General features: G+C 71.4%; 22 protein-coding genes. 9 read left to right on the forward strand and 13 right to left on the reverse strand.

What is annotated here, in order from left to right:
• Positions 1–69 precede the first annotated feature (69 nt).
• Complete coding sequence (locus tag D7X99_RS15250) at positions 70–456, forward strand: response regulator (RefSeq protein WP_120598280.1); 387 nt, start codon at positions 70–72, stop codon at positions 454–456.
• Here D7X99_RS15250 and D7X99_RS15255 read toward each other — a convergent pair.
• Positions 450–2,378 (reverse strand): PAS domain-containing sensor histidine kinase, encoded by a 1,929-nt coding sequence (locus D7X99_RS15255; RefSeq protein WP_233613407.1) that lies wholly within the window; start codon positions 2,376–2,378, stop codon positions 450–452. The two genes, D7X99_RS15250 and D7X99_RS15255, sit on opposite strands and share 7 nt — an antisense overlap.
• Positions 2,379–2,486: 108 nt before the next feature.
• The gene (locus D7X99_RS15260) at positions 2,487–2,747 is read right to left on the reverse strand and encodes a hypothetical protein (protein WP_120575713.1); all 261 of its coding nucleotides are present in this window, start codon (positions 2,745–2,747) and stop codon (positions 2,487–2,489) included.
• Positions 2,748–2,935: 188 nt separating this feature from the next.
• Here D7X99_RS15260 and D7X99_RS15265 point away from each other — a divergent pair, with 188 nt between their 5' ends.
• Entirely contained in the window at positions 2,936–3,622 is a 687-nt protein-coding gene (locus D7X99_RS15265; RefSeq protein WP_211483993.1) for a response regulator, read from the forward strand.
• Positions 3,623–3,631: 9 nt separating this feature from the next.
• Here the strand turns inward: D7X99_RS15265 and D7X99_RS15270 are convergent, their stop codons facing one another.
• Genes D7X99_RS15270 through D7X99_RS15280 form a run of 3 tightly spaced genes read right to left on the reverse strand, consistent with a single transcriptional unit; the run spans position 3,632 to position 8,921 of the window.
• Positions 3,632–6,649 carry a bpX6 domain-containing protein gene (locus D7X99_RS15270; RefSeq protein ID WP_121778456.1) on the reverse strand — a complete coding sequence of 1,006 codons (3,018 nt, stop codon included), beginning with the start codon at positions 6,647–6,649 and terminating at the stop codon, positions 3,632–3,634.
• Positions 6,646–8,463, reverse strand: coding sequence for an LpqB family beta-propeller domain-containing protein (locus tag D7X99_RS15275; RefSeq protein ID WP_171805307.1), 1,818 nt, complete (start codon positions 8,461–8,463; stop codon positions 6,646–6,648). Before D7X99_RS15275 ends, D7X99_RS15270 begins: the two co-directional genes overlap by 4 nt.
• Positions 8,460–8,921, reverse strand: coding sequence for a hypothetical protein (locus D7X99_RS15280; RefSeq protein ID WP_121778458.1), 462 nt, complete (start codon positions 8,919–8,921; stop codon positions 8,460–8,462). Before D7X99_RS15280 ends, D7X99_RS15275 begins: the two co-directional genes overlap by 4 nt.
• 120 nt (positions 8,922–9,041) lie before the next feature.
• Between D7X99_RS15280 and D7X99_RS15285 the strand changes: the two genes are divergently transcribed.
• Positions 9,042–9,512 carry an SRPBCC family protein gene (locus D7X99_RS15285; protein WP_169825659.1) on the forward strand — a complete coding sequence of 157 codons (471 nt, stop codon included), beginning with the start codon at positions 9,042–9,044 and terminating at the stop codon, positions 9,510–9,512.
• On the opposite strand, the gene D7X99_RS15290 is transcribed toward D7X99_RS15285, so the two are convergent.
• The 3 genes from D7X99_RS15290 to D7X99_RS15300 form a co-directional block, all read right to left on the reverse strand.
• Positions 9,504–10,259: a hypothetical protein gene (locus D7X99_RS15290; RefSeq protein WP_147476159.1), complete on the reverse strand. Its 756-nt coding sequence runs from the start codon at positions 10,257–10,259 to the stop codon at positions 9,504–9,506. The two genes, D7X99_RS15285 and D7X99_RS15290, sit on opposite strands and share 9 nt — an antisense overlap.
• Positions 10,260–10,278: 19 nt before the next feature.
• Positions 10,279–10,878: a hypothetical protein gene (locus D7X99_RS15295; protein WP_121778461.1), complete on the reverse strand. Its 600-nt coding sequence runs from the start codon at positions 10,876–10,878 to the stop codon at positions 10,279–10,281.
• 131 nt (positions 10,879–11,009) lie between these two features.
• A complete protein-coding gene (locus D7X99_RS15300; protein ID WP_121778462.1) occupies positions 11,010–12,167 on the reverse strand; it encodes an AAA family ATPase in 1,158 nt (385 codons plus the stop codon).
• 45 nt (positions 12,168–12,212) lie between these two features.
• Here D7X99_RS15300 and D7X99_RS15305 point away from each other — a divergent pair, with 45 nt between their 5' ends.
• From D7X99_RS15305 to D7X99_RS15315, 3 genes are all read left to right on the forward strand, one after another.
• Complete coding sequence (locus tag D7X99_RS15305; RefSeq protein WP_121778463.1) at positions 12,213–12,833, forward strand: hypothetical protein; 621 nt, start codon at positions 12,213–12,215, stop codon at positions 12,831–12,833.
• Between the two features lie 20 nt (positions 12,834–12,853).
• The gene (locus D7X99_RS15310) at positions 12,854–13,564 is read left to right on the forward strand and encodes a YqiA/YcfP family alpha/beta fold hydrolase (protein ID WP_120575721.1); all 711 of its coding nucleotides are present in this window, start codon (positions 12,854–12,856) and stop codon (positions 13,562–13,564) included.
• Between the two features lie 62 nt (positions 13,565–13,626).
• Positions 13,627–14,340, forward strand: a complete 714-nt coding sequence (locus tag D7X99_RS15315; protein WP_121778464.1) for an esterase family protein — start codon at positions 13,627–13,629, stop codon at positions 14,338–14,340.
• An 87-nt stretch (positions 14,341–14,427) separates the two neighbouring features.
• Here the strand turns inward: D7X99_RS15315 and D7X99_RS15320 are convergent, their stop codons facing one another.
• The 5 genes from D7X99_RS15320 to D7X99_RS15340 form a co-directional block, all read right to left on the reverse strand.
• Positions 14,428–15,069 (reverse strand): LysM peptidoglycan-binding domain-containing protein, encoded by a 642-nt coding sequence (locus D7X99_RS15320; RefSeq protein WP_169825663.1) that lies wholly within the window; start codon positions 15,067–15,069, stop codon positions 14,428–14,430.
• Positions 15,070–15,176: 107 nt separating this feature from the next.
• Positions 15,177–16,583, reverse strand: coding sequence for an MATE family efflux transporter (locus D7X99_RS15325; protein WP_121778465.1), 1,407 nt, complete (start codon positions 16,581–16,583; stop codon positions 15,177–15,179).
• Positions 16,584–16,664: 81 nt separating this feature from the next.
• Positions 16,665–18,809, reverse strand: a complete 2,145-nt coding sequence (locus D7X99_RS15330) for a beta-propeller domain-containing protein (RefSeq protein ID WP_121778466.1) — start codon at positions 18,807–18,809, stop codon at positions 16,665–16,667.
• A gap of 133 nt (positions 18,810–18,942) precedes the next feature.
• Positions 18,943–20,115, reverse strand: a complete 1,173-nt coding sequence (locus D7X99_RS15335) for a TIGR02266 family protein (RefSeq protein ID WP_120599751.1) — start codon at positions 20,113–20,115, stop codon at positions 18,943–18,945.
• 93 nt (positions 20,116–20,208) lie between these two features.
• Positions 20,209–22,035, reverse strand: coding sequence for an Hsp70 family protein (locus D7X99_RS15340; protein WP_121778495.1), 1,827 nt, complete (start codon positions 22,033–22,035; stop codon positions 20,209–20,211).
• A gap of 246 nt (positions 22,036–22,281) precedes the next feature.
• Between D7X99_RS15340 and atpH the strand changes: the two genes are divergently transcribed.
• From atpH to atpA, 3 genes are all read left to right on the forward strand, one after another.
• On the forward strand, positions 22,282–22,824 hold the full coding sequence (atpH, locus tag D7X99_RS15345) for an ATP synthase F1 subunit delta (RefSeq protein ID WP_121778467.1): 543 nt from the start codon (positions 22,282–22,284) through the stop codon (positions 22,822–22,824).
• 148 nt (positions 22,825–22,972) lie between these two features.
• The gene (locus tag D7X99_RS15350; RefSeq protein WP_121778468.1) at positions 22,973–24,457 is read left to right on the forward strand and encodes an ATP-binding protein; all 1,485 of its coding nucleotides are present in this window, start codon (positions 22,973–22,975) and stop codon (positions 24,455–24,457) included.
• 231 nt (positions 24,458–24,688) lie between these two features.
• Positions 24,689–26,236, forward strand: a complete 1,548-nt coding sequence (gene atpA / locus D7X99_RS15355) for a F0F1 ATP synthase subunit alpha (protein WP_121778469.1) — start codon at positions 24,689–24,691, stop codon at positions 26,234–26,236.
• The last annotated feature ends 11 nt before the right edge of the window (positions 26,237–26,247 follow it).

The following is a 26,247-nucleotide window of genomic DNA, read 5'->3' on the forward strand; positions in this document are numbered from 1 at the left end:
CAGGGTTGGACGTTCCCTGGACACGGGGTCTATCGGACGGGGCCGGACGGGGGGAGGCTCCCGAAAGCCATGCGAAGCCTCATCCTCCTCGTGGAAGACCATGTCGACAGCCGTGAGATGCTGGAGGAGTTCCTCACGCTGGAAGGGTTCGCCGTGGAGGTCGCCGGCAACGGCCTGCACGCCTGGGAGCGCCTGAGGCGCGGCCCCACGCCGGACGTGATGCTGCTGGATTTGATGATGCCGGTGATGAGCGGCTGGGAGCTGATGGAGCGCGTGCAGAAGGAGCCGCGCCTCGCGAACCTGCCCGTCATCGTCGTGTCGGGCGCGGGCGCCACCCGCCCCGTGCCCCAGGGCATCCGGGCGTCCATCCCCAAGCCGCTGGATTTGGACGACCTGATGCGCGCGCTGGAGCCGTTCCGCTCCTCCGCGCAGTCGCAGTTAGCCGCCGCCTACTGAGCCGGAGCCGGCGTCGCGGGCTGCGCCGGTTCACGCGGCAGGAGCACTCGGAAGACGGTGCCCTCCGACGCGCGCGAGCGCACCTCGATGCGGCCCCCGTGGCCCTTCACCACCTGCTCGACGATGTAGAGCCCCAGCCCCAGGCCGCCGTGCGTGTTGCTGCCCGCGCCGCGCCGGAAGGGGTCGAACAGACGCGGCAGCATGTCCGGCGGAATGGGGTCTCCGCCGTTCTGCACCTCCAGCACCACGTGCGCGTCCGCGTCCGACAGCGTGAAGCGCACGGGTGAGTCCGGCGGGCTGTACTGGAGCGCGTTGCCGCCCAGGTTGCTCACCACCTGCAGCAGCCGGTCCGCGTCCCAGGCGCCGTCGTAGCGGCCCGGGCCCACGTTCAGCGTGAGCGAGCGCTCCGGCCACGCCGCCTCCAGCTCCTCCACCGCCTGGCGCACCACCGCGCGCACGTCGCCGGGCACCCGCTCAATCGGGATGCCGCCGCCCAGCCGGCTGCGGGTGAAGTCGAGCAGCTCCGAAATCATCCGCGCCATGCGCTCGCCGGAGCGCGCGATGCGGGACACCGCCTTGCGGTCGCGCTCCTGGAGCGCGTCGCCGTGCATCAGCCGGGTGACGGACAGCTGGATGGCGTTGAGGGGGTTTCGCAGGTCGTGGCTGACGATGGCGATGAGCCGCTCGCCGAACTGCGCCGCCTCCCGCGCTGCGTCCTCCGCGCGGCGGCGCTCGGTGACGTCCACCAGCGTGACGACGCCCGCGACGATGTGGTCGTCCCGGTCGCGCACGGGCGCGCTGGAGCCCAGCAGGTGCGCGGTGGTGCCGTCCGGCCGGCGCACCTGGAGCGGCTCCGCCTGACGCGTCTCACCGGTGCGCAGCGCGCGGGCCATGGGCCACGCGTCGTCCGCCAGCGGCTGGTTGTCCGCGGTGAACATCTGATGCGACGACTCGTAGTCCGCCAGGCTGGCCGAGGGCCGGAACGGATGGCCCAACAGCGACTCCAGCGCGCGGTTGCCCAGGAGCAGCCGACCGCTGGGCGCCTCCGCGATGAGCACGCCCGCGGGGAGCTGATCCAACACCGCCGCCAGCCGCGCGCGCTCCGCCTCGATGGTGGCCAGCAGGCGCTGCCGCTCCGCCTCCGCATGACGGCGCGGGGTGATGTCCAGCACCGTGGCGGCGCGGCCCACGCGGCGGCCCGTGGCGTCCCTCAAGGACGTCACGTGCACGAACGCGGGGAAGCGGCTGCCGTCGCGGCGCAGGTGCAGCGCTTCGTATTCGTGGAATGGCTTGGAGCTGGCGGCGGCCATGTGACGGGGCAGCGCGCCGCGCGACTCGGGCGCGACCAGGTCCTCCAGCCGCAAGCCCTTGAGCGCTTCCGCGGGCTGTCCGTGCATGCGCGCGAGCGCGGGGTTCGCCGCGACGAAGGTGCTGTCCTCCGCGGCCATCACCGCCACGCCCACGCCCAGGTGCGTGAAGATGTCCTCCCAGCGCTGGGGGCCGGACGCGTCCGGAGCGCCCTGCTCGCGCGCCGCTTCCGCTGCCTCGCGCGACGCGAGCATCCGCGCCTGGACATGGGCCTCCAGCGCCGCGGCCTCCACCGCGTCCACGGCGTCGTGGAAGCGCTCCACCTGTTCTTCGTCGCCCGAGCCTCCGCCGCCCCGCTCGCGCCACAGCCGCAGCACCGTGTCGCGCAGGCGCCGGAAGTTCGTCGTCGTGGGGTGCCCGTCGGAGCCCTGCACCAGCAGCGACAGCTCGCGCGCCAGGGAGTCGGAGACGCGCGCGTCCGGGTTCGACATCCGGGCCGCCACCGCGGACAGCCCGTGCGTGAAGGTGTCACCAGAGCCCGGGGCTTCGTGGAGCCACGCGTCCTGCAGGACGTCACGGGACTGGAAGAGGAAGTCGGCCAGGGTCAGGGACACGGTGCGAGGCTCGCGGGCGAAGGGGCCTGGGGTGCATCCGGGAGAAGAGGAGCTCACCTCCGACTTAGGTCCCCGCTTCTCATGCGACAAGGACCGTCTGGCGACGTGTCAGGAGGAAGGCGAACGGACCAGGCCCAGCGGCCACAGGGCGGTCAACCGCAGGAGCCCCGCGCCCGGCTCCACGCGGTAGCGGACCTGGAAGCCGCAGGCGAGCACCGTCGCCCCCTCCCGCCCCGACGGAGTCACCGGCAGACACGGCATCCGGCTGGCGAGCGCCCCCAGCTCCGACTGAAGCCGCTCACGCACCGCGGGCGTACACGCCGTGAGCGTGCGCACCACCGGGGGTTCCAGCTGGCAGCGGTAGGCCATGAGCGCCGCCCAGGGTGCGCATCTACAGTCCAACTGCAAGATGACGGTGGCACGGTGATGCGGTCTGTCAGACGGCGGGCGTCTGGGGGGAACAGTCGCCGGGGCACACTGTCGGGCAGGTGACGCTGGGGCTCCCGTCAGCCCGGGTGCGCTTCAAGAGCCCGAGGAAAAACGGGTCGAATCGGGGGATGGCCCTGGGCGTCCACCACCTGTTGCTCGTCGAGGACGATCGGACATGGCGCGAGGGTGTGGGCCGCGCTGCGAGTGAAGCGGGCTTCGTGGTGTCGTCCGTGGCGGACGGCGCGGAGGCGTTGGACTGGCTGCGTCATCGACCGCGCGCGCAGCACCCGGACCTCATCCTTTTGGACCTGGTGTTGCCCCGGCTGGATGGATGGGAGGTCTACGGCCAGCTGCGCATGGACGCGCGGCTGCAGCACCTGACGGTGATGCTGATGTCCTCGGCGAGCGGTGCGCCGGACGTGCCGCTGCACGGGGTGGTGGGCTTCCTGCACAAGCCGCCTCAGCCGGAGGCGCTGGTGCAGGCCCTGGCCGAGCGTCTGCGCGAGCTGCCCGGGCGTCCGAAGGAACCCCCGCGAGTGCCGTACGTGCTGCGGCTGACGGACGAGTCGCTCTACGCGCTGCACGCCCTGCCGGCCCCGGTCCGTCACGCGGTGCGCGTGCACCTGTTGCGCGCCTCGGAGCTGGCGGCCTCGGAGCTGCCCCTGGCGTCGTCGTGGTTGATGGCGCTGCACAGCGAGCAGCCCTCGCTGCTGGTGACGGTGGAGGGCGTGCGCGTGGTGCTGGTGGTGGACGACGCGGCCTGCGCGCTGACGGCGACCATTGTCATCGTGCCCAGCCACATGCGCTGGGCCTGACGTCGAGGTTCACACCACCGGCACGCGGTGGACCTCGCCGGAGTGCAGGTCCAGCCACACCACGCGGCCGTGCAGGTCGTGGATGGAGCACCAGTCCTCCGTGAGGCGCACGACCTGGGGCGGAGTGCCGGAGAACTCCACCGTCACGCGGGTGTGGTCGGCGCTGTCGCGCAGGACGGCGGTGTGCAGCTCGCCCTTCTGGAAGCGCGTCACGCGCCAGGATTGCGAGAGCACCTCGCCCGCGCGCTCCGGGGCCCGCTGGGCCGGGCGGTGGAAGCGCCGCACGACGATGGGAGCCACGTAGTAGGGCAAGGGTCCGGGGTCCTCGCCTTCGGGGCGAGCGATGCGCACGCCCATCGCCTCGCCGTCGGGCGTGAGCGCGAGCCCGTCCGGTGCCCCCAGCAGGTCCCTCATGTCCGCGCGCCCGCGCAGGACGGGGCCGCCTTCCAGTTCGTAGGCCCAGCGCTCCAGCCGTTCGAAGCCCTGCTCCGGAGTGAGGTGCAGGACGACGAACGACAGGTGCTTCGCGTCCACGGCCATCCGGAGCACGGTGCCGCCCACCTCCGACACACGCCACAACGAGCGAGGCTCCGCGGCGAGCGTGTCCACCATGCTCACCGTGTCGCGCACAGCCGTGAACCAGCGTTCCCCGTCGTAGGTGGGTGCCCACGCATCCAGCTCCAGGTCGCACCAGCGCGTGGCCCGGCGCTCCACCAGGTCCAGCCGCGACACGCGCCACAGGTCTCCTCGCCGCGCCAGCGCGAGGGCGCGGTTTCCCTGCTCGGATAGGACCAGCGAGAACGCCGGCACGTCGAAGCCCGCGAGCGTGCGTCCGTCCGGGCCCACCAGCCGCGCGCCCGCTTCTCCCAGCGCGAGCAGCACGCGCCGGCCCGGAAGCACCACGGCGTCATGCACGGCGTGGGCGCCCGCGTGGCTGCGGTCCATCCACACGCGCACGTTCGGCAGGTCTGGCGACTCGGCCCAGGATTGCCGGGGAGAGCCCTTCGGCGTCGGCATGTCCGTGCGCAGCGCGGACAACGCGGGGTCCGGCAGGGCGTGGAACTGCCGGAGGAGGCTGGCGTTGGAGGGCAGCCCTTCCACCGCCTCGTCGCGCATCAGTGAGCGGACGGTGGGAACGAGGAGCGCGCCGCGGGCATCGGAGGCGCCCGCGCGCAGCAGCACCGTGGCGAAGGCGAGGCGCTCCGGGGCGCGCGCGGCGGTCTCATCCGACAACAGGGTGTGGATGTCCTCCCGCGCGGCGCCGAAGCCGTCCGGGAACTCGAGCGCCAGGCGCGCCAGGAGCTTCGCGCTGCTCGTGCCGCCGGCCTGGATGCCCCGCTCCACCCAGGCGCGCGCGAGGTGGCGCGCGGAGGTCACCGGCCACACGACGTCCACCGCCTGCGACCAGTTTCCGGCCTCCGCGAGCGACTCCGCCCACAAGAGGCGCAGGGCCTGGGCTTCCGCGGCGTGGGTCTTCTCCAGGCGCAGCACGGCGTCCGCGAACACGCCCGAGCGCCGTGCGATGGCCACCGCGCGCTCCACGTCCTTCGCGAGGAACCACTGGCGCACCACGAGCCCTGGCGCGAGGTTGCGGCCCTCGGCGAGCTCCGCCGCGAGCTGGAGGCGGCCGTGGCGCTCCAGGAAGGACACGGCCTCTTCGGCAGCGTCCAGCAGCTCCGCGAGGACGAAGGCGGCCTCGTCGATGCGGCCTTCGCGCTCCAGGCGGCGGAAGGTCTCGCGGTAGCGCTCGCGCAGCGCTTCGAACACGGCGGGGCCTCCGCCAAAACCCTGAGCGGCGCCGCTCCGGCCATGGGGCTGGATGCGCAGCTCTTCGCGCGGGCCGGGCACACCGAGCGCGACCTGGGCGCGTGCATCCAGCGTCTTGCTCAGGGGGATGGCGTGGCGCAGGGCTTCGTCGAGGTCGCCCTGCTCGAAGAGTTCGAAGAGGTGGCGCAGGTAGTCCGCCTTGCGCTGTCCCACGACAGCGCCCAGGGGCGTGTTCTGGAGCATCCACGCCTTGAGCCGTTCGAGCGCGCCCGGGCCTCTCGGTCTGGCGGGGCGTGTGTTGATGTTGGAGCCCTGTGAGGCTTTGCTGGCGTCACCTCCGCGCATTCCGGCGAGGAGCCGTGAGAACCCACCGGCCCGTACGCCAGTGCCCATGGCGGAGGTGTGAGCCGCGTTCGAGGAAGAGGCGCTCCGCAGACGGTCGAGCCATCCCGCGCGACTCGGGGCCAACGCGTTGCCCGGTTTGCCTTGCGTCTCCGTGCGAAAGGCACGGCGCAACCGTGCGAAGAATCCCTCACGGTGCGCGGTTACCGCACCATCCCGCGCGCCTTTCTGATCCGTGCGGAAGGCCTGACGCAGCCGTGCGAACAAGCCTTCACGACGGACGGTCAGCACTGCGTCGCCGGGCCTCCGCGAGAACGCTCGCCGCAGCCGCGCGAAGAAGCCCTCTCGCACCACCGGGACCTCCCGCCCCGCCATGCGCGCCAGCATGCGCTCCGCTTCGGGCGCGAGCGCGGGCACCTTCGGCCCGAACGTCGCGCGCGTGGGCGGAGGCAGCGGATCCAGCGCGACCTTCATGGGCGGAGGCGGCGCGCCCAATCCCTTCACCTGCACACGCCGCCATCCCGAGACGTCCAGCCACGCCCCCGGTTCCACCTGGCGCAGCGCTCCGGGCCCGTACATCCGTGCGACGCCCTCGTGAACCAGCACGACGGCTCCCGGCGGAGGCGCCAATCGCTCGCGCTCCTTCGAGCTCAACGGCGCGCTGGTGAGCACTCCGGACTCCAGCACCAGCGGCAATCCGGGCGCGGTCTCCACCGCGCTCTTGCACGGTGTCGCCAGCTTGAGCAGATGGCCTCCCGCCAGCGCCCAGACCGTGGCGCCGGGACTCCAGGCTGCCAGCACGCGGCGGCGTGCTTCGGCCTCGCCCAGGCCCCCCGGATGGAACCACCACGCGGCCACCACCACGGTGCCCCGGTGCACCTGCGCGCGAGGACGCACGGCTTCCGACGCGGGGCTCACGCCGCGGCCTCCTGGACGGAGCGATACAACACCGCCTGCTCCATCAGGTCCCACAACACGAACTCCCCTGCCTGCGTCAGCCATCCCAACACCGGCTGCCCGTGGCTCGCCGCGGCCTGCACCACGGGACCACTGGCCACCGCGAGCGTCCGGGGCGCCTGGCTCGAAAAGAAAGTGAAGGCGCGTTGTTCCGGATGCAATGCGATCAGTCCGGGCGGGGACGGAACGGGAGGCTGCACCACGCCCACCACGCGGTGCCTCTCTGGCACGGTGATGACCGACACGCCGGTGTCCAGGAACAGCTTCCAGTCTGAATCATTGTCACGCGCCGCGAGTAGCCCTGCCTCGGGATGCGCCCCCGACGGCGAGTAGCCGAAGTACGCATCCCCGTGCCGCGCGTTGATGGGGACGAATCGTGCCGGTTCTTCGCCCAGCACCTTGAGCCGCGAGATGATCGCGCGCCCCGCTCCCAGGTTCTGGGGCCGCAGCACGCAAAGCGGGAGTGAGTGCACCTCCGCCATGGAAGAGACCGCCTCCTCCTCCAGGCTCAGCGCCGAGGTCCCCATCGGCGACGGAGGAGCCAGCGAGAACAGCCGGCCCTTGCCGTCCTTCAACCACAGGTATTCCTGCCCACGCGGATTCACCCAGCTCACGAGGCTCACCGGGAGCGCCCCCGGCGCGAGGGCTGGCTGTTTGCTGTCATCCGCTGCGTGGTAGCGCGCCTTCCGGAGTCCCTGCGGCGTGTGTACCTGCCCGTGCATCACGTAGCCGTCCAGGTGACTGGCGAATACGAGCAACCCACCCGAGGAGCGCCACCCCGCCGCGATTACCTGCTGCCCTCGAGGGACCTGGACGCGCCGGGGCTTGGGCACGGTGGCGCGCGGAGAATGCGGCACCGCCATGGCCTCGACGGCGCCGTTCGCGGAGAACAGCAGCACGCGCCGGCCATCGCCGGAGAAAGAGAACTTCACGATCCGCCGGTCGGCCTTGCGCGGCATCCACCCGGAAGCCTGCTGATTGGAAGCGAAGGGATTGCGCAGCAGGCGCAGGCAATCCTCCGGAGGCGGAAGCTCCAGCACCACTGAGCGGGGAACACGGGCCGAGGGCCGCACGTCCACGGTGAGCCGGTGCGCGCCAGGCTCCATCGGTTCGGAGACCTCCACGCGGGACATTCCCTCCGTGCCATCCAAGCGGCTCAGGCGCGAGGAGCCCACGAGCCACACGTCCTCGGGCGCGCGTGAAAGGTCCAAGGCTTCGCGCCACGCGGCCAGGTGCTGCGAGGACACTGGCGTGGTGGAGCGGGCTTCGAGCCACGCAAGCAACGACGTGCCGCCCAGGCCCGAATGGGTGGCGTGAGTGGGCTCGGTCTGGAGCGCGCCCCAGGTGAACGCCGCGCCCGCGGCCTCCGCGCGGCGCGCGAGCACGACCAGCAGCGCGAGGTGCGCGATGCGAGGCAGGCCCAGTTGATCCGGTCCCACGTCCAGCAGCACCACGGTGCGCCGAGCCCCCTGCGGCTGATGGAACGCGGGCTTGAGGAACGACAGCTCGCCGAACGCCGCGCGGCGCACCAGTTCTTCCGGCGCCTCCAATGCCCAGAGCCACTCACTGACGAGCAGCCGTTCGAAAGGCCCTCGTCGAGCGAGCCCGTCATAGCCTTGAGGCTCACCGCCCTCGGCTTCACCGCGAGGCCGCAGCGTCCCGACCGCCGCCGACAGCCGCGCCACGTGCGGCCCCAGGTGGCGCGCCAGGTCCTCCGGAAAGAGGGACAGCTGCGCCGCCCAGGGGCGCAGCGCGGGAGGCAAAGCAGTCGTCACGAAGCGGCCTCCACGGCCGGGACGGACAGCCACGCGGTCAGCGAAGCGCGCGCGACAGGCTTGGCCGCCGCGACTGAGACGAGCACCCCTGACCCGGGCAGCACCGCGAGCGGCGCATCGCCCTGCCCCGCGAGCAGCGCACGCTCCAACAGCGAAGGCGCGACATCCGGCTCCAGCGCGCAGGGCAGCAGCAGCGCGGGCGCCAGCGGGTCACGGCCCAGGTACACCGCGCCATCCACCCAGGGCAGCGAAGCGGCGGTCCCCAGCAGCACGAGCACGTCCGGACCCGCGACACCGGTCCACGCTGCGAGCATCGCGTCCTCCGCCCGCGAAGCGCGGTGTCCCAGCGCGAGCGCCACGGGACCAACGCCCGCCACGGCCACGGGCTCCAGGGGCAGGGCCCGGGGGCGCCAGCGCACGGGAAGCCCCGCGACGGCTGGTTCCGGTGTCGGCCTCATGACGCCCAGCTCCCACGCCCGTTGATCACCCGTGCACTCTAGACCGCGCCGGGCATGACGCGCGACAGTCCGAAGGACTTGCGCTGTACAGGGCCAGAGCCCCTGCCCATGCTCCCGAGCATGAGCACGACCCGGATCCACCACCACCTGAAGGCCCCCCGCTCGCGCGTCTACAGCGCCCTGATTGACGCCCGCGCGGTGGCGACATGGATGGTGCCCGAGGGCATGACGAGCCAGGTGCACGTCTTCGAACCGCGCGAGGGAGGCGCGTTCCGCATCTCACTCACCTACGACGCGCCCACGGAGACCGGCAAGACGACCGCGCACACGGACACGCATCACGGCCGTTTCGTGAAGCTCGTGCCGGACGAACAAGTCATCGAAACCACTGAGTTCGAGACCACGGACCCCGCGCTTCGCGGTGAGATGATCATCACGTTCACGCTCACCGACGCACAGGACGGAGGCACCGACCTCCTCGCCGTGCACGAAGGACTCCCGCCCGGCGTACCACCCGCCGATAACGAGCTCGGCTGGCGGATGTCCCTGGAGAAGCTCGCGAAGTATGTCGAACAGGCCCGCTCAGCGTGACGGCAGCTCCCGCGCCGCGACCTTCGGCAGGGCGCGGTACTCCTCCGTCAGCACGAACCCGTCCCCCATGTTGGTGACGCGGGTGAGCGCGTAGAAGTCCTGGAAGCGGTACTCCGCGCTCGCCTGCCGCAGGAGCCCCTGCCGCAGCTCCTCCACGCTGCCCTCCCCGTCCTGCTTCATGGGCGGCCCCGCCAGCGTCGCGAGCGTCGCGTTCGCCGCGCGGAACGTCGCGCTGATGGGTGCCGGCTCCACCGCGCGGCTCACGGCCACCAGCGACACCAGCCGGTCATCCGCGCCGAACGTCACCCACAGGTTCCGGATGGCAGCCTGCCGCTCCAGCCCTGGGAACAGCGCCGCCGGCACCTCTTCACAATCCAGGTCCCCCTGGCTGCGCGGCACCGAGCACTTCACCCCGTGCGCCTCCGCCCACGCGAGCAGCGACTCGCGCGTCGTCTGCTCCAGGTCGAACCCCAGCGCGGGCCTGGCCAGCGCGGGGCGTTCTCCCCGGTAGGAGGCCGCGAAGCGCATCCTCGCGGCCTCCTTCTGCTCGGGGCTCTGCTTCACGTCATACCCCAGCGGGCACCCCGCCGCGGACGCGGCCTGGGGCATGGACATCCCCATCCACTTCAGGAGCGGACGGCCGGACGGCGTATGGGCAAAGCCCATCACCGCCGTGAACAGCACGCCCACCCCCACGGTGGAGACCAGCACGCGGCGCACGGCACGCGGGAGAACGATGCGAGTCATGGAGCCCTCGGAGCGGTGACTACTTGCCGACGATGGACGCCTTGAACGCGGCGTCCGTCACGATGGGAGCGAAGCAGGAGGACACGTCCGCGGACGTCACGCCGTTGTCCGTGAGCGCCGGCACCACCATGTTCGCGATGAAGTAGTCGTACTGCGAGCCGGTGATGGCCATGCCCAGGTGCGCCGCAGCCATGTCCTGCGGGCCCATGTACGTCTTCCCATCCGAGTACGTGATGGAGTCCGGACCGCCATACGCATAGACGAGGAATGCCGCCAGCTTGCCCTCGAAGGTCGCCGCGTCGTCCGCGTACGCGGGGCCCTTGCTCGCGTCACCGATATGGGTGAAGGACTCGCCCAGGTTCGCGGTGCCGTTGGGGCCCTGCAGCTCCGCCAGCGTCTTCGCGACGATGGCCTTGTTCACCGCGACGAACGCGTTCGCGCCGAACGTGTCCCACGCGTTCTTGTTGCTGCTCGTGCAGCGCAGCGACGTGCCCGGCCCCTTTCCCGTGGGCATGTAGCCCGTGCCCGCGTCCGGCATGTTGTTGTTGTCATCATCGTCGCCACAGCCCGCCAGCAGGGCCGCCGAGGCAATGGCCAACGCCGCGAAGGTGTTTCGCATGAAGTGTCCTCCCGTGGATGGAATGCCCCCGGCACGCCGCACCGAAGGCGGCCGTCCCGCTGGCAGCCACCAATACGCAGCACTGCGTGCGTTGGATTCCGCCGGAATTCCGGAAGGATTTCCATGCAGCGTCACGCCGCGCGAGTGCTCACGTCCTCCAGCACCGCCGCCACCGCGCCACGCAGCGCGCGCAGCGCCTCCGGCAGCGCCTCCGGCGCGAAGCCCGCGTCCATCTCGCGCGCCACGCCCTCCAGCTTGAGCCGCCACGCGGCCACCGCGTCCACGTCCCCGTCCACGGGCCGCGACTCCAGCAACACATGCCCCGCCTGCGCGATGCGCTGGGCCCGAGCCAGCGGCCCCGCGCTCGCCTCCAGTGCCGCGGCCGGCAGCGCCAGGTTCTCCGACGCGGACAGCACGTCGCGCAGCACGTCGCGCGCCAGCGCCTGCGCCTCCTTCGTGGGCACCGCGTAGACGAGCGGCCACAGGTCCGCCACGCCCGGCGTCGTCCGCCCCGCCAGCGCCGCGGCGGCGGCCACCAACCGCTGCACCTTCACCGCGCGCCGGTCCGACAGCGCGATGCCCGCCGCCCGCAACGTCCGCAGCGCCTGCGCCAGGTGCGGCCGCACCGGCCCCAGGTCCGCGCGCCTCGCCGCCTGCGCCACCACGTCCAGGGACTGGAGCGACGCCACTCGCGGCGCCGCGTCCGCCCACAGCGACGCTCCTCCTTCCAGCAGCTCCTCCAGCCGCGGATCCGGCACCGGCTCCACGAAGATGCGTGCCAGGAACCGGTCCGCGAACGCGGCCAGCGCGTCGTCCTCCGGCAGCGCGTTGGACGCGCCCACGCACACCCGCAGCGGGCACTGCATGCGCGTGTGGCCGCGCCGGAAGGTGCGCTCGTTCAGCAACCCCAGCAGCGTGTTGAGGATGGCGGTGGAGCCCAGGAACACCTCGTCCAGGAAGGCCACCTCCGCCTCCGGCAACATGCCCGCCGTCTCCGTCTCCACCAGCCCCTCGCGCAGCTTGCGCAGGTCCACCGGCCCGAAGATTTCGGACGGCTCCGTGAAGCGACCCAGCAGGTATTCGAAGTACGCACCGCCCAGGCCGCGCGCCGTCCTGCGCACCGCCTCGCTCTTCGCGGTGCCCGGCGGGCCCACCACGAGCAGGTGCTCGCCCGCCACCGCCGACAGCGCCACCAACTCCACCATCGCCTCGCGCTCCACCAACCCCCGACTCGCGTCGGTGAGCGCGTCGCGGACCTCGGCCGCCGCGACCTCGAAAGATACGGACATGCCCGCCAGCCTAGCCTCGCCCCCGGTCCGGCATACAGTGGCGGCATGGATACGAAGTGGAAGTGGCTGGCGCTGGCGGGCGTGCTGGGCGCCGGGCCAGCGGTCGCGGACGGGTGGCACGGCTATGCCTCCCTCGGCGCGGGCATCACCCTGGATCATTTCAGCGACTGGCGCGCCAAGGGCCCCGCCCTCCAGGCCTGGCTCGCCGTGGAGACGCCGCCCGGCCTGTCCCTGGGCGTCGTCTTCGAGACCACCCAGACCTGGGGCCAGCAGTTCGCCGAGGCCCAGAACCCGTCCGAGATGAGCCGCGTGCAGTTGGACTACACGGCCGTGGGCCTGGAGGCCCGCCTGCGCTTCCTGGGCGACAAGCCGGTGACGCCGTGGGTGGGCGCGCGCCTGGCCAAGAGCTGGTCACAGCCCTTCACCCCGGACAGCCTGGGCCAGCTGCGCCGCGAGGACTTCGACGTCACCAGCATGGCCTTCCGCGTGGGCCTGGACGGATGGATCTCCGACCGGTGGGGCATCTCCATCGCCACCGCCATCCAGTTCTGCGACGTGAAGTTCACCCAGGCCGCGGAAGACACCAGCGCCAGCGCGGGCGTCAGCGTGGACATGTGCTCCAAACCGCTCCAGAGCATCGTCGCCGGGCCCGTGCTGCGCTTCTAGCGCGGGTACAGTGCGCGCCCATGAACGCGCCGCCCCCCACCCCTGCTCCCCGCTGGCTCTACCTGCACGGCTTCGCCTCCGGCCCCCTCTCCGCCAAGGGCGTCTGGCTGGACGCGCACTGGGCGAAGCAGGGCATCGCGCTGGAGCGTCTCAACCTGCGCGTGCCGTCGCTGGAGCACCTGAGCCTGCACACCATGCTGGACACCGTGCGGGACGCGCTGGGCGCTCCCCATGACCGCGCTGTCCTCATCGGCTCCAGCATGGGCGGGCTCGTCGCCGCTCGCACCGCGGAGCAGGACGCGCGCGTGGGCGCACTGGTGCTGCTGGCCCCCGCCTTCCACTTCGTGGAGCAGCTCCAGCGCCGCCTGGGCCCCCACGCCTGGGCGGAGTGGAAGCGCACGGGCTACCTGGAGACGGACGACCACGCGGAGAAGCGCCGCACGCGCGTGCACCACGGCGTCATGGAGGAGGCCCAGCTCATGGAAACGAAGCGCGGCCCCTGGCCCGACGTGCGCGTGCCCACCCTCATCATCCATGGCCGCCAGGACGACACCTGCGACGTGCGCTATTCGCGCGAGTGGGCCCAGGGCAAGCGCCACGTCCGGCTGGTGGAGGTGGATGACGGCCACGAGCTGACCGCCTCGTTGGAGCTCATCGCGAAGGAGGCGGATGCCTTCCTCACCCCGTGGCGAGGTGTGGAGCAACCCCGGCAGGTGTTCACTGGCGGCTGACCGGTGCGCGTCCGCCCGGCGGTCGTATTCGCGCCGCGAACGCGCCGGGTAAGGTGGCGGCCATGAACCGCGAATACCACCGCTGGCACAGCCCGCGGCTGAACCGGGACATGGAAGTGCTGCTGTACGGGCACTCGGGCGAACCCGTCATCCTGGTGCCCACGAGCAAGGGGCGCTTCTTCCAGGCCGAGGACTTCGGCCTCATCAGCGCCATCGCGGACGGCATCGCCGCGGGCCGCTACGTCGTGGTGTGCGTGGACTCGGTGGATGAGGAGTCCTGGTACAACAAGGGCGTCGCCCCCGCCGTGCGCGTGGCCCGCCATGCCCAGTGGGAGGACTACCTGCTGCATGAGGTGGTGCCGCTCGCGAAGGGCCGCGCCGCCGGAGGCCGCCTCACGCTCGCCGGGTGCAGCCTGGGCGGCTTCCACACGTACAACGTGGGCCTGCGCCACCCGGACGTCTTCCAGCGCCTCATCTCCATGGGCGGCAAGTTCGAGACGGAGGACTTCCTCGACGGCCACCACGACGAACAGGTGTACTTCCACACCGCGCCGCAGTGGCTGCCCAACCTGCACGACCTGGGGCGCCTGTCCGCCCTGCGCCGCGTGGAGATGACCCTGGCCGTGGGCGAGCACGACTTCTGCCGCCCCTCCAACGAGAACCTCTCCAAGGTCCTCTGGCAGAAGGACGTCGGCAACGACCTGTCCATCTGGCACGGCGGCACCCACGACTGGCCCGTGTGGCGGCAGATGATCCGCCAGTACCTGCCGGCCTGAAGTCGCGGCGGATGCCGGACACGACAAAGCCTCCGGTCGGATGGACCCGGAGGCTTTCGTGATGCGCCATCGTGAGGAGCCTGCGGGCTACTCGATGGGCATGAACACCTTGAAGCCCGAGCGGCCGTTGTTCGTCGTGTTGCGCTCGATGAAGTCGCTCGCGGACGAGTGGCCGTCGCCCATCGTCACCGCCGTGTGGCCGTAGATGCTGCCCAGGCGCGTGGAGGTGCTCTCCCAGGTGAGCACGAGGCCCGGAATCTTCAGCGCGTCTTCCAGGGACATGTCCACCTGGCGGAACTTGTCGCGCGGCAGGTTGTTGTCGATCTGGTTGCCGTTGCCCGACACGCCGATGCCCATGGAGTTGCGGATGGCCCGGCTCACGCCCGTGGCGCACAGGCCCTGGCTGTTGTAGCCGCCCATGCCCATGGCCGCCGAGCGCGCCGCTTCCGCCAGCCGGCGCCCCGTGGCGGTCCCGCCGGTGGGGGCCGCGCCCATCGGGCCGCCCACGTCCTGCCCACCGCCCACACCGCGCCCACCCCGGACGCCCTGACGGCCACCGCCCGCGTCGAAGCTGTCACGGCTGGAGTGGCCGATGCGCAGCGTCCGACCCGAGAAGATGAGGTCCGGGTTCGAGATGTTGTTGTCTCGCGCCAGCTTCTGCACGGAGGTGCCGAAACGAGCGGCCAGGCCAGAGAGGGTGTCGCCAGGACGGATGCGGTAGTTGGACATGTAGGCTCCTGGGACAATTGTCGGGGCTTCCAGATCCAGGTTGCGGCCGTTTCCCAGATTCTTGGAACTTTTCCCCACGCTGGAATTTTACACCCCGACAATCCCCATCAACCCTCCAGGGGCCGGAGGGTGCCAGCGCTGACGCGCCAGAAGCGCCACAGCACGGCGGCGGCCACGGCAATGAGCCCCGCGCACAGGCCCCACCAGATGCCCAGCACGCCCATGCCCAGGTGGAAGCCCAGGAGCAGGGTCAGGGGCAGGCCCACGGCGTAGTGGCCCACGATGTTGGCCACGAAGGTGAAGCGCGTCTGGCCGGCGCCGCGCAGCACGCCCGCGCCCACGCCCTGCACGCCGTCGAAGACCTGGAAGATGGCGCTCACCATCAGCAGGGGCAGCAGCAGCGGCAGCACCTCCGGCGGGGCCCCGGCCAGCTTCGCCAGACCCTGGGGAAAGAGCGCGAACACGAGCCCGCCGAGCGACATGACCCCCGCGCCGAGGGCGAAGGCCATCAGCCCGCTCCTCCGGGCCTGGGGCGTGTCGTGCGCGCCCACGGCCCAGCCCACCCGCACGCTGCCCGCGTTGCCGATGCCCAGCGCCATGGTGAAGGTGAGGCTGGCGAAGGAGATGGCGATTTGATGCGCGCCCACGCTCTCCGGTCCCAGCTTCGCGGACAGCACGCCCGCCAGCGCGAAGACGCCCACCTCCGCCGCGATGTGCAGGCCAATGGGCAGCCCCACCCGGAACGCCCGCAGCTGGTCCGCCTTCACCGGCCTGCGTGACGGCGTGCCCGGCACGGGGATGGCCTGCACCGCCCGCGCGACGATGAGCACCTCCAGCGCCGTGCACAGGAGCGTGGACAGCGCCGCGCCCGCCGCGCCCATGGCCGGCACGTGGGTGAGCGGCCCCGCCCACTCGGGCAACGACTCGCCTCCGAAGACGAACAGCGGCACCAGCATCACGTTGATGATGTTGGCCAGCACGGCGGACACCACCAGCGGCCGGGGCGTCCCGATGGCCTGCAGGTATGCGCGCACCGTGAGGAAGATGAGCATCAGGGGCAGGCTGGGCGCTCGGAAGTGCAGGAAGGCGCGCACCTGGACGATCTGCTCCTCCGCCACGCCCACCCACGGCAGGCCGGCCGGCACGGTGATGAGCACCGCCCACAGCACCACGCCCACGAAGGCGGACAGCCACACGCCCTGCCAGAGCACGTCCCGAGCGCGGCGCGGGTGGCCGGCGCCAATGGCCTGGGACACCAGCGGGTCCACGCCCATCATCAGCCCCATGCCGAAGCTGCTGACGGCGAAGAAGAGGGCGTGGCTCAGGCCCACCGCCGCCAGGGCGGACGTACCGGCCCGGCCGACGATGAAGGTGTCCGTCACGCCCATCAGGGACTGGCCCGCCTGCGCGATGCACAGGGGAATCGCCAGCCGTAGCAGGGCGCGCAGCTCCCCCTTCGCGCCGCGGGCCGGGGGAGAGGACGACACGGAGGGCTCTACGGCTTCGGGCGGCATGACGGGGCCTATAGGGAAGGGATTGCGCTGGTGCAAGCGACGCAATCCCCCTCCCCCCGTCTGACCGCCCGCCCGCCTGCGTCAGGGAGTGCTGACCGGGAACGGCACCGTGACGAGCGGCGTCTGGAGGCTGTCCACCTTCGACACGCGCACCCCCGCGTCGCTGATGGCGTAGACGTAGTCATCCGCCATCACGCTGCGGCGCACGTCCGGCACGTAGTAGTAGCTCCACTGCGGCATGCCCGTGGTCTTGAACAGGTCCGACATGGGCACCGCGCCCACCGGGGAGATGCCCGCCGCCAGGTCCACCCGGAACACGCGCAGCTCCGTGCGGAAGCCCTGCCAGTAGTTCTCATAGGACGAGTAGGACCTCGAGTAGTCCGTGAACGGGATGGCCACCAGCCCCTTGGCCGCGAAGTAGTTGAAGGCCTTGTGCTCGTAGAGGGCCTCGCTCCAGCCGTAGGCCTCGCCCACCAGCTGCGTGGCGGCCTCCTTGGGGTTCGCCAGGTCGCTCACGTCGAAGAGGGACAGCTTCAGGGTGCTCGTGCCGCAGCAGCCGCCGTTGGGCTCCGTGTGGATGCCCATCGTCAGCAGGTGGTGGTCGCCCACCGGGTGCATGTACGTGGAGAAGCCGGGCACCTTCAGCTCGCCCACCTTGCGCGGATGCGCCGGGTCGCTCAGGTCGAAGGTGAAGAGCGGATCCACCTGGAGGAAGGTGACGACGTAGCCGCGCGGGCCCGCGAAGCGCGCGCTGAAGATGCGCTCGCCCTCGGCCAGGTCCTCGCTGCGGCCCAGCTCCGCCAGCTGCCCGTTCTTCACGCCCAGCGTCGTCACGCGGCTGGCCGTCGTGGTGCGGCCCCACCACCAGTCCTGGTGCTCCGGCTCCGGGAGGCGCGTGGTCACCGTGGTGGCCATGCGCAGCACGCCCTCGTACTCATCCAGGGCGAACTGGTTGACGGGCGTGCCCTCCACCGTGCCGGAGCCCGCGTACACCGCGCGGCCCGGCTGGCTCAGGTCGAACTTGTGCAGGTAGGTGAAGTCCTTCTGCCCCGGCTGCGGCCACCACCAGTAGTGCGAGTGCGCCAGGTACAGCGATTCCTTGGACGCGTACACCGTGCCCGGCTCCGCCACCAGGCTGGTGCGCCCCGGCGCCGCCGTGCGCGCGTCCAGGTCCAGCGAGGCCACCGTCACGAAGCCCAGCGCGGACGGCGCGTTGCTCCGGTAGAAGTCACCGCAGGACGTGGGCAGCGCCGTCGTCACCCCGGCCGCGTCCACGTGCTTGCCCGAGGGCAGCCACTGGTCCAGCGTGTTCGCGCGGATGAGCTTCTCGTTCTGCTCGATGAGCGCGTCGAGGGTCTTGGTGAGCTTCCCCTCGTCCTTGTAGAGGTCCTCCGAGTACTCCACCCAGAACTTCACGTCCTCCGGCCAGCGGAACGCGTCCGACAGCACCAGCCGCACGTTGCTGTCCACGCGGCGCGCCTGGTTGAAGACGCCGGGCAGGTAGACCTGATCCACCACCGTGGGGTGCGCCACGTCCGACACGTCCACCGTGGTCACCTTGGTGCTGTCCGCGTTGTAGTAGCCGCAGCCGAAGCCGTAGCAGGCCATGTCCGCGACCGGCACCATGCCTCCGCCCACGCCCCCGCCCACCTTCGTCGGAGTGCCCGGCAGCGCCAGCGCCACCTGCGAGACGATGACCAGCCGGTTCTTCTCGTCGAGCAGCATCTCCCGGGGCCAGCCCTCCACTTCCATCGTCGCCGCCAGCGTGAGCTGCTCCGCGGGCCACGAGCGGTGCGCGTACAGCCGGTTGCCCGACAGCACGAAGATGCGCGTGCCGTCGTTCTGCACGAAGTCCGACTCGTGCACGCCCTCCACCTGGTTGTTGGTGCCGGTGGAGTCATTCGGCGCCTGGCTGCCGCCGCCGGCGTTCACGCCGCCCCCCGCCGAGTCCTCCGCGGGCATCGGCCCGAAGACGACGCCGCCGCGCCCACCCCGGCCGAAGCGCTCCCAGTAACCGGGCTTCTGCTGCTCCAGGCTCGCGCGCATCTGCTTCGTCGCGGTGTCCTCGATGTACCGCTCCAGCGCCGAGCAGTCGTTGAAGGTCTCCAGCTTCAGCGACTGCTGCACGGGTTCGTTGTCCAGGCCCTCCGGGGCCTTGTTCCCGCCGTCACCGCACCCCACCGCCAGGAGCGTGAGCCCCACCGTTCCGAAAAGACGTAGACGCATGCGTGAATCCTCCCTCGAAAGTCGACTGCCTCGCGGGGCTCGGCGCTTTGCCACGCCCATGCCAGGGGAGAATCCCGTCGCTTCTGTCCGTGATTGCGGGGGGTTGGGAGGCGCGCGGGGTCACCCGCCGCTCTCAGAAACCTGAGGCGCGCACGGGACTGGCGGTGGGAAAACCGAGGGACTGGGGCACGAAGCGCACAAAGCGCTGCTGCAGCTGCGCGTCCATGCCTTCCAGCCGCAGGCCCATGCCCGTCTGCGAGCGGAACGCGCTCCCCATCCCGGGCGGGTTGCACCACGCCACCACCGCCTGCGCCTCGCAGGGCGTGCGCTGGCCGGCCATCACCAGGCGCAGGGACAGGCGCGAGCCCTCGCGCGCGGGCGTGAGGGTGCGCACGAAGAGGCCCTGGGGGCTGGCGTCATGGCTGAAGCCGCTGAGGGTGGGGCCTCCCGGCGTGTTGAACTCCACCACGGTGAAGAAGGGCACCCGCTCCGCGGCCCTCAAGGGGAGCGTGCCCTGCGACAGGCGCGCCAGCACCTTCGCCAGCAGTTCGTCAGCGCCCAGCTGCCGCTTGAGAAGCAGCGGCGCGCCGCTCAGCTCCTGCGCGCGCTCCAGCACGTCCGGCGCCTCCTCCACCCGCGACATCAGGACCAGCGGCTTGCGTGGGAACTGCTCACGCAGGCGCGTGGCCAGCGACAGGGCCTCGCGAGGCAGCCGCGACACATCCACCACGAAGCCGTCCAGCCGCTCGCCCTGGGCCACGGCCTGCGCCGCCGCGTCGTCCAGGTCCTTGGCGTAGAGCACGTGCATCCCCTCGTGCTCCAGCGCTCCGCCCAGGAAGGTGTGCAGGAACCGGCCGCCTTCCACCAGCAGCACGCCCCGGCCGCGCGGAGGGCCCGTCCAGGCGCGCTCGCGAGACAGCCGCACCGCGGCAACCTTGGCCGCCAGCGCCTCCTGGCTCACCGGCTTGGGCAGGAAGTCGTCCGCGCCCGCGCGCCCACAGTGCATCACCTCATGGGGCTCGTCCGCTGCGGTGAACATCACCACCGGGACGTTGCGCCCCGCGGGGTGCGCCTTGACCAGGCGGCAGGCCTCGTCCCCCTGGAGCTTCTCCAGGTGCAGGTCCATCAGGATGAGCGCCGGCGTCCGCTGCGCCAGCTCCGCCAGGCACGCATCCGCCCCCTCCAGCCCCACCGCGTCACAGCCCATGCGCGACAGGTGCAGCCGCATCACGTCCCGCGCGGTCCGCGAGTCGTCCACCACGAAGACCAGATCTCTCGGGCGAGGAGAAAAGCCGGGGGTCGTCATGACTCCCGGAGATACGCGGACTCCAGGGAAGGCACCACGGACCCGGCGCCACAACGTGAGCTGGTGGACGCCTTTTCCGTGCGCCGGGGGACGTCAGCCGCGGGGCTCCGCGCGGCCGGACAACAACTTCGTGAGCTGACGGGCAATGAGGGCGCACTGCGCGGCGTCACCGGCGGCCAGCGCGTCCTTGCCGCCCACCAGCAGCTGCTGCACGGTGCCCACGGCGGACTCGGCCTCCGGGCTGGGGTTCTCCCGGGCGCTCTGCTGGAGCAGGCGGGCCAGCTTCTCCCCGCGCTCCAGCAGCTTGCGGAAGGTCTCCTCCGCCTTGCGCGCGTCCACCACGCCCTGCGCCTGGGCGTAGTGGGACTGCTCCTGGCCCAGCTTCTCCGCCTCGCCCTGCGGCAGACCGGCCCGGGCCTCCAGGCGCACCAGCTCCATGTGGCCAGAGGTCAGGTCGGTGGCCTGCACGGAGAGGATGCCCTCGCCGGACAACTCGAAGACGACCTCCAGCGGCGTCTCCCCGCGGTTGGCGACGTGCAGGTTCTTGAGGACCACCTCGCCCAGCTTGTGGTTCTCGTCCTGGAACTCGCTCTCCCCCTGGTACACGGGGATGCGCGCCTCGGACTGGCCGGAGGTGCCCGGGAAGAAGATGTCCTTCGCCACCACGGGCACGCCCGTGTTCTTGGGGATGAGCCGCTTCACCCGGCCGCCCATCACGCCCACGCCCAGGCTCTGGCTGGCCACGTCCAGCAGCAGCGCCTGCCCCGCCTGGCGCACCAGTTCGTCCGCCTGCACCGCGGCGCCCAGCGCCACGGCCTCGTCCGGGTGCACGTCCGTGGAGGGCGCGCGGCCGAAGAAGTCCGCCACCAGCCGGCGCACCAGCGGCACGCGGGTCATCCCTCCCACCAGCAGCACCACGTCCACCGAGCGCGGATCCATCCGCGCCTCCGCCATCACGCTCTTGCAGACGTCCAGGCAGCGGCGCGACAGCGGCTCCGACAGCGTCTCGAAGAAGCTGCGCGTGAGCGCGGTGTTGATTTCGGTGAAGCGCTTCACGCCCGCCGTGTGGTCGCCCAGGCCGGACACGGAGATGAGGGCCTCCTCGGACTCGGTCAGCTCGCGCTTGGCCGCCTCCGCCGCCACCTTCAAGCGCCGCAGCGACTGCGCGTCCTTGGAGACCGCCTCCTGGAAGGCGTCCTCCACCTGCGCCAGCAGCCATTGGACGATGCGTTGGTCGAAGTCCTCGCCGCCCAGCGCGTGGTCGCCGCCCGTGGCCTTCACCTCGAAGACGCCCGCCTTCACGTCCAGGATGGACACGTCGAAGGTGCCGCCGCCCAGGTCGAACACCAGCGCGCTGCCCTCGAAGCCGCGGGACAGGCCGTACGCCAGCGCCGCCGCGGTGGGCTCGTTGACCAGCCGCACCACCTCCAGCCCCGCGATGGCCGCCGCTTCCCGCGTGGCCTGGCGCTGGTTGTCGTCGAAGTTCGCGGGGACGGTGATGACGCACTTGCGCACGTCGCGTCCGAAGTGCGCCTGCGCGTCCAGGCGCAGCTCGCCCAGGATGAAGGCGGACACCTGCGTCGCGGGCAGCACGCGGCCGGACAGCTTCACGCGCACGTCGCCCGTGGGGCCGGCCACCAGGGGATACGGCACCACTGCCTTCGCCTGCTGCACCAGCTCTGGCGTGTAGCGGCGTCCCAGGAAGCGCTTGGTGGCCCACACCACCGCGTCCGGGTGCTCCTCCCCCAGGGCCTGGGCCGGCTGCCCCACCAGGCGGTCGCCCGCCCGGGTGAGGCCTACCACCGAGGGCGTGAGGCGTCCTCCCGCGCGCGAGGGGATGAGGCGCGGGCGTCCGTCTTCCACGGTCGCGACGACGCTGTTGGTGGTGCCCAGGTCGATGCCGATGACAGGTTCTTGCATGGCGAGGGTGGGGCCCACGCTACGGGTAAGCGCCCACTTCCGCCAAGTCCTGTCGCACCTCGGCCGTCCGTTGCCGGGCGCCGGCCTGCCTTCAAGGGCCCGGGGGCGGCCACCAGTACACACCCGGGGACGCTTCCCCGCCCGCTCTCTCCAGACCTCGGGAGGCCCCAAGCGGCCACGGAGATCCAACGCATGGCACCGGCATCATTGCCGCCAGGGACGCCCCATGCTAAGGGCGCCAGCGTCATGGTGAACGTCTCCATCGCCCGCCGCTACGCCCGCGCCATCCTCGACGTCGCAGCGGAAGGCAACCGCACCGACGCCGTCGCCGAGCAGCTCAACGCCTTCGCCGCCGTCGTGGGCAAGAGCCCCGACCTGTCGGACGTGCTGCTCAACCCCGCCTACAGCCGCGCCCAGCGCAACAGCGTGGTGGAGGCCCTGCTCCAGGCCATGCCCTCCCCCGCGGAGCCCGCGCTCGCCAACGCGCTGCGCCTGCTGGTGGACCGCAACCGCCTGGGCTACCTGCCCGACATCGCCCGGCTCTACCGCGACATGGCGGACGCCCGCGCGGGTCGCGTCCGGGGCCAGGTCACCAGCGCCGCCCCGCTCTCCGCGGACGCCCTCACCCAGCTCCAGCAGTCGCTCCAGCAGCTGACCCAGCGCAACGTCGTGCTGGAGACCAAGGTGGATCCGTCCCTGCTCGGCGGTGTGGCCGCGCAGGTCGGTGGCACCCTCTACGACGGCACCCTGCGCACCCAGCTGGAGCAGCTGCGCCGCGAGCTGAAGTAACACCGCACCCACTCCCGGTGCGGCTGACGTGCCGGGTTGTCAGGGTTGCCCCGCAGTCCTAGTCAAACCTGTATTTCCCGTCGGCTCTGGGAATGGGTATACTTCTGGGCAACGCGGACAAGCCCGCGTTTTCCGAGACCACCCGCCCATGCCGCAGCCTGTGTTCCAACGGCTTCCCGGAGCCCTTCCGTCCCTGGGGGTTCCCGAGGAAACCCTGCCCTTTCTGGGTGCGTTGCTCAACGCGCCGGGTTGGGGGGTGGCGCTGGTGGACGGGGACTCCCGCCTCGTCTGGATGAACGACCTGCTGGCTTCGCTGTGTGGCCGCCCGGCGCAGCTGTGCGTGGGTCGCTTCCTCTCGGAGGCGTGGCCCGGCCTGGCGCCGCCGCTGTCTCCGCTGCTGGCGCGGGCGCAGTCCGGTGAGCGCGTAGCGGAGGAGCTGGTGTCGGGCCGCTTCGGCGAGGTGGGCACGCTGCGCCACCTGACCGTGAGCGCCATGCCGGCGGCCCCTTCGTCCGGCGTGCTGCTGCTCCTGCGGGACAGCTCCGCGCGCCTGCGTGAGGAGGCGGCGCTGCGCGCGAGCGAGGAGCACATGCGCTCCATCGTGGAGATCTCCTGCGACGGGTACTTCTTCCACGACCGCGGGCAGTTCCTGGACATCAGCCCCGGCCTGGGCCGCCTGATGGGCTACTACGAGACGGCGGAGCTGATCGGCCGGAACATCCTGGACTGCGTGGCGCCGGAGTTCCGCGTCCCCGCGCGCGACGTGATGGACCGCGGCGTGGAGGCCCCGTACGAGCTGGCCGTGCTCCACCGCGACGGCCGCCGCATCCCCGTGGAGGTCATGGGCCGGCCGGCGACGTTCCAGGGCCGCTCGGTGCGCATGGGCGCGGTGTGGGACGTGAGCATCCGCAAGGCCGCCGAGGAGCGCCTGATGCGGATGGAGCACTTCCGCGACCAGTTCCTGGACGCGGCGGGGGACGGCTTCAAGGCCCCGCTCCAGTCGCTCCAGTGCGACGTGCTCGCCCTCCAGCACGCTCCGGCGATGCCGGAAGGCCTGACCGAACAGGTAGGACGGGTGGGCCAGGGCGTGCGCCGGGTGGAACGGCTGATCCGCCAGCTGCTGGATTTCACCCGCGCCCGGCTGTCCAACGGCCTGCCCGTGCACCCCTCCTCCGTCCACCTGGGCCAGCTGGCGGAGCGCGTGCTGGCGGACCGGCAGCGGGCCCACCCGGACCGCGACCTGCGGCTCGTCGCCAGCGGCGACCTGAAGGGCACCTGGGACGGCGAGCGGCTCGTCCAGCTGATGGATTCCCTGGTGGGCAACGCCCTGCACCACGGCCCGGTGTCCTCATCCGTGGTGCTCCAACTGACGGGGCGCTTCGACGGCGTGACGGTGCAGGTGCACGACCCGGATTGCCGGGTGCCGCCGGAGTACCAGGGCACCCTCTTCGAGCCGTTCAAGCACCGCGCCCTGTGCTCCGCGGATGACGGGCTGGGGCTGTCGCTCTTCATCGTGCGGCAGATTGCCCTGGCCCATGGCGGGCGCATCTCCGTGGAGTCGGGGGCGGCGGACGGCACCCGCTTCATCGTGTGGCTGCCCCGCGAGGACGGCCTCTCCTCATCCGGCGCCTGAAGCCGGGCCTGGCGCTGGGCTCCCTGGGCTTGCGGGCGGGCGGGGCCCCTCACGTCCGGGGTGCCTGCTTACGTGCGCGATAAAGGGGTGCGGGGGTGGGGGAAGGCCCTGGCGCGTGGCGCGTTGCGAGAGTCCCGGTGCCCGTGATAGGGGGCCACCCGGTACATCAAGATTCGCGGCGGCCATCCCCGTTTCCTCAGGCCGCCCCCTCCGCAAGGACGCTAGACGCCCATGGAAATCCGCGCCGACGAGATCAGCAGAATCATCCGGGAGCAGATCAAGGACTACGGCAAGAAGGTCACCGTCGCCGAGACCGGCACCGTGCTGTCCGTGGGCGACGGTATCGCCCGCGTGTACGGCCTCGAGGGCGCGCTCGCCGGTGAGCTGGTGGAGTTCGCCAACGGCGTGCAGGGCCTGGTCCTCAACCTGGAAGAGGACAACGTCGGCGTCGCCATCATGGGTGAGTTCAAGGACATCCGCGAGGGTGACGTCGTGAAGCGCACCGGGCAGATCGCCTCCGTGCCGGTGGGCAAGGGCCTGCTGGGCCGCGTGGTGAACGCGCTGGGCCAGCCGGTGGACGGCAAGGGCCCCATCGAGGCCACCGAGCACCGCCGCCTGGAGGTGAAGGCGCCCGGCATCGTGAAGCGCAAGTCCGTGCACGAGCCCCTGCAGACGGGCATCAAGGCGCTGGACGCGCTGGTGCCGGTGGGCCGCGGTCAGCGCGAGCTCATCATCGGTGACCGCCAGACGGGCAAGACGGCCGTCGCCATCGACGCCATCATCAACCAGAAGGGCCTGGGCGTTTACTGCGTCTACGTCGCCATCGGGCAGAAGCAGTCCACCGTCGCGCAGGTGGTGGAGAAGCTGAACAAGTACGGCGCCATGGAGTACACGGTGGTCGTCGCGGCGAACGCGTCCGACCCGGCGCCCATGCAGTACTTCGCGCCGTACGCGGGCGTCGCCATCGGCGAGTACTTCCGCGACAACAAGATGCACGGCCTCATCGTGTACGACGACCTCTCCAAGCAGGCCGTGGCGTACCGCCAGCTGTCCCTGCTCCTGCGCCGCCCGCCGGGCCGCGAGGCGTACCCGGGCGACGTGTTCTACATCCACAGCCGCCTGCTGGAGCGCGCCGCCAAGCTGTCCGACGAGGAGGGCGCGGGCTCCCTCACGGCGCTCCCCATCATCGAGACGCAGGCGGGTGACGTGTCCGCCTACATCCCGACGAACGTCATCTCCATCACCGACGGGCAGATCTTCCTGGAGACGGACCTGTTCTTCGCCGGCGTCCGTCCGGCCATCAACGTCGGTCTCTCCGTGTCGCGCGTGGGTTCCGCGGCGCAGATCAAGGCCATGAAGCAGGTCGCGGGCTCCATGAAGCTGGAGCTGGCGCAGTACCGCGAGCTGGCCGCCTTCGCCCAGTTCGGCTCCGACCTGGACAAGGCCACGCAGGAGACGCTGGCGCGCGGCGCCCGCATGGTGGAGCTGCTCAAGCAGGGCCAGTACGAGCCGCTCTCCGTCGAGCGTCAGGTCATCCAGATCTACGCCGCGACCAACAAGGACGACGCGGGCAAGCGCGGGTGGATCCGCCAGGTGCCGGTGGGCGACGTGGTCCGCTGGATGAAGGAGATGCTGGAGTTCGTGGACAGCAAGTACCCGAACATCGTCCAGGACCTGGTCGCCAAGCGCGAGCTGACCGCCGACATCAAGGCGAACATCAACAAGGCGTTCACCGAGTTCAACGACCTGTTCCAGGCGACCCCGGGCGCCAAGGTCTAAGCTTCGCGCCC

The sequence above is a fragment of the Corallococcus sp. AB032C genome, assembly GCF_003668935.1.
GTDB classification, from domain to species: domain Bacteria; phylum Myxococcota; class Myxococcia; order Myxococcales; family Myxococcaceae; genus Corallococcus; species Corallococcus exiguus.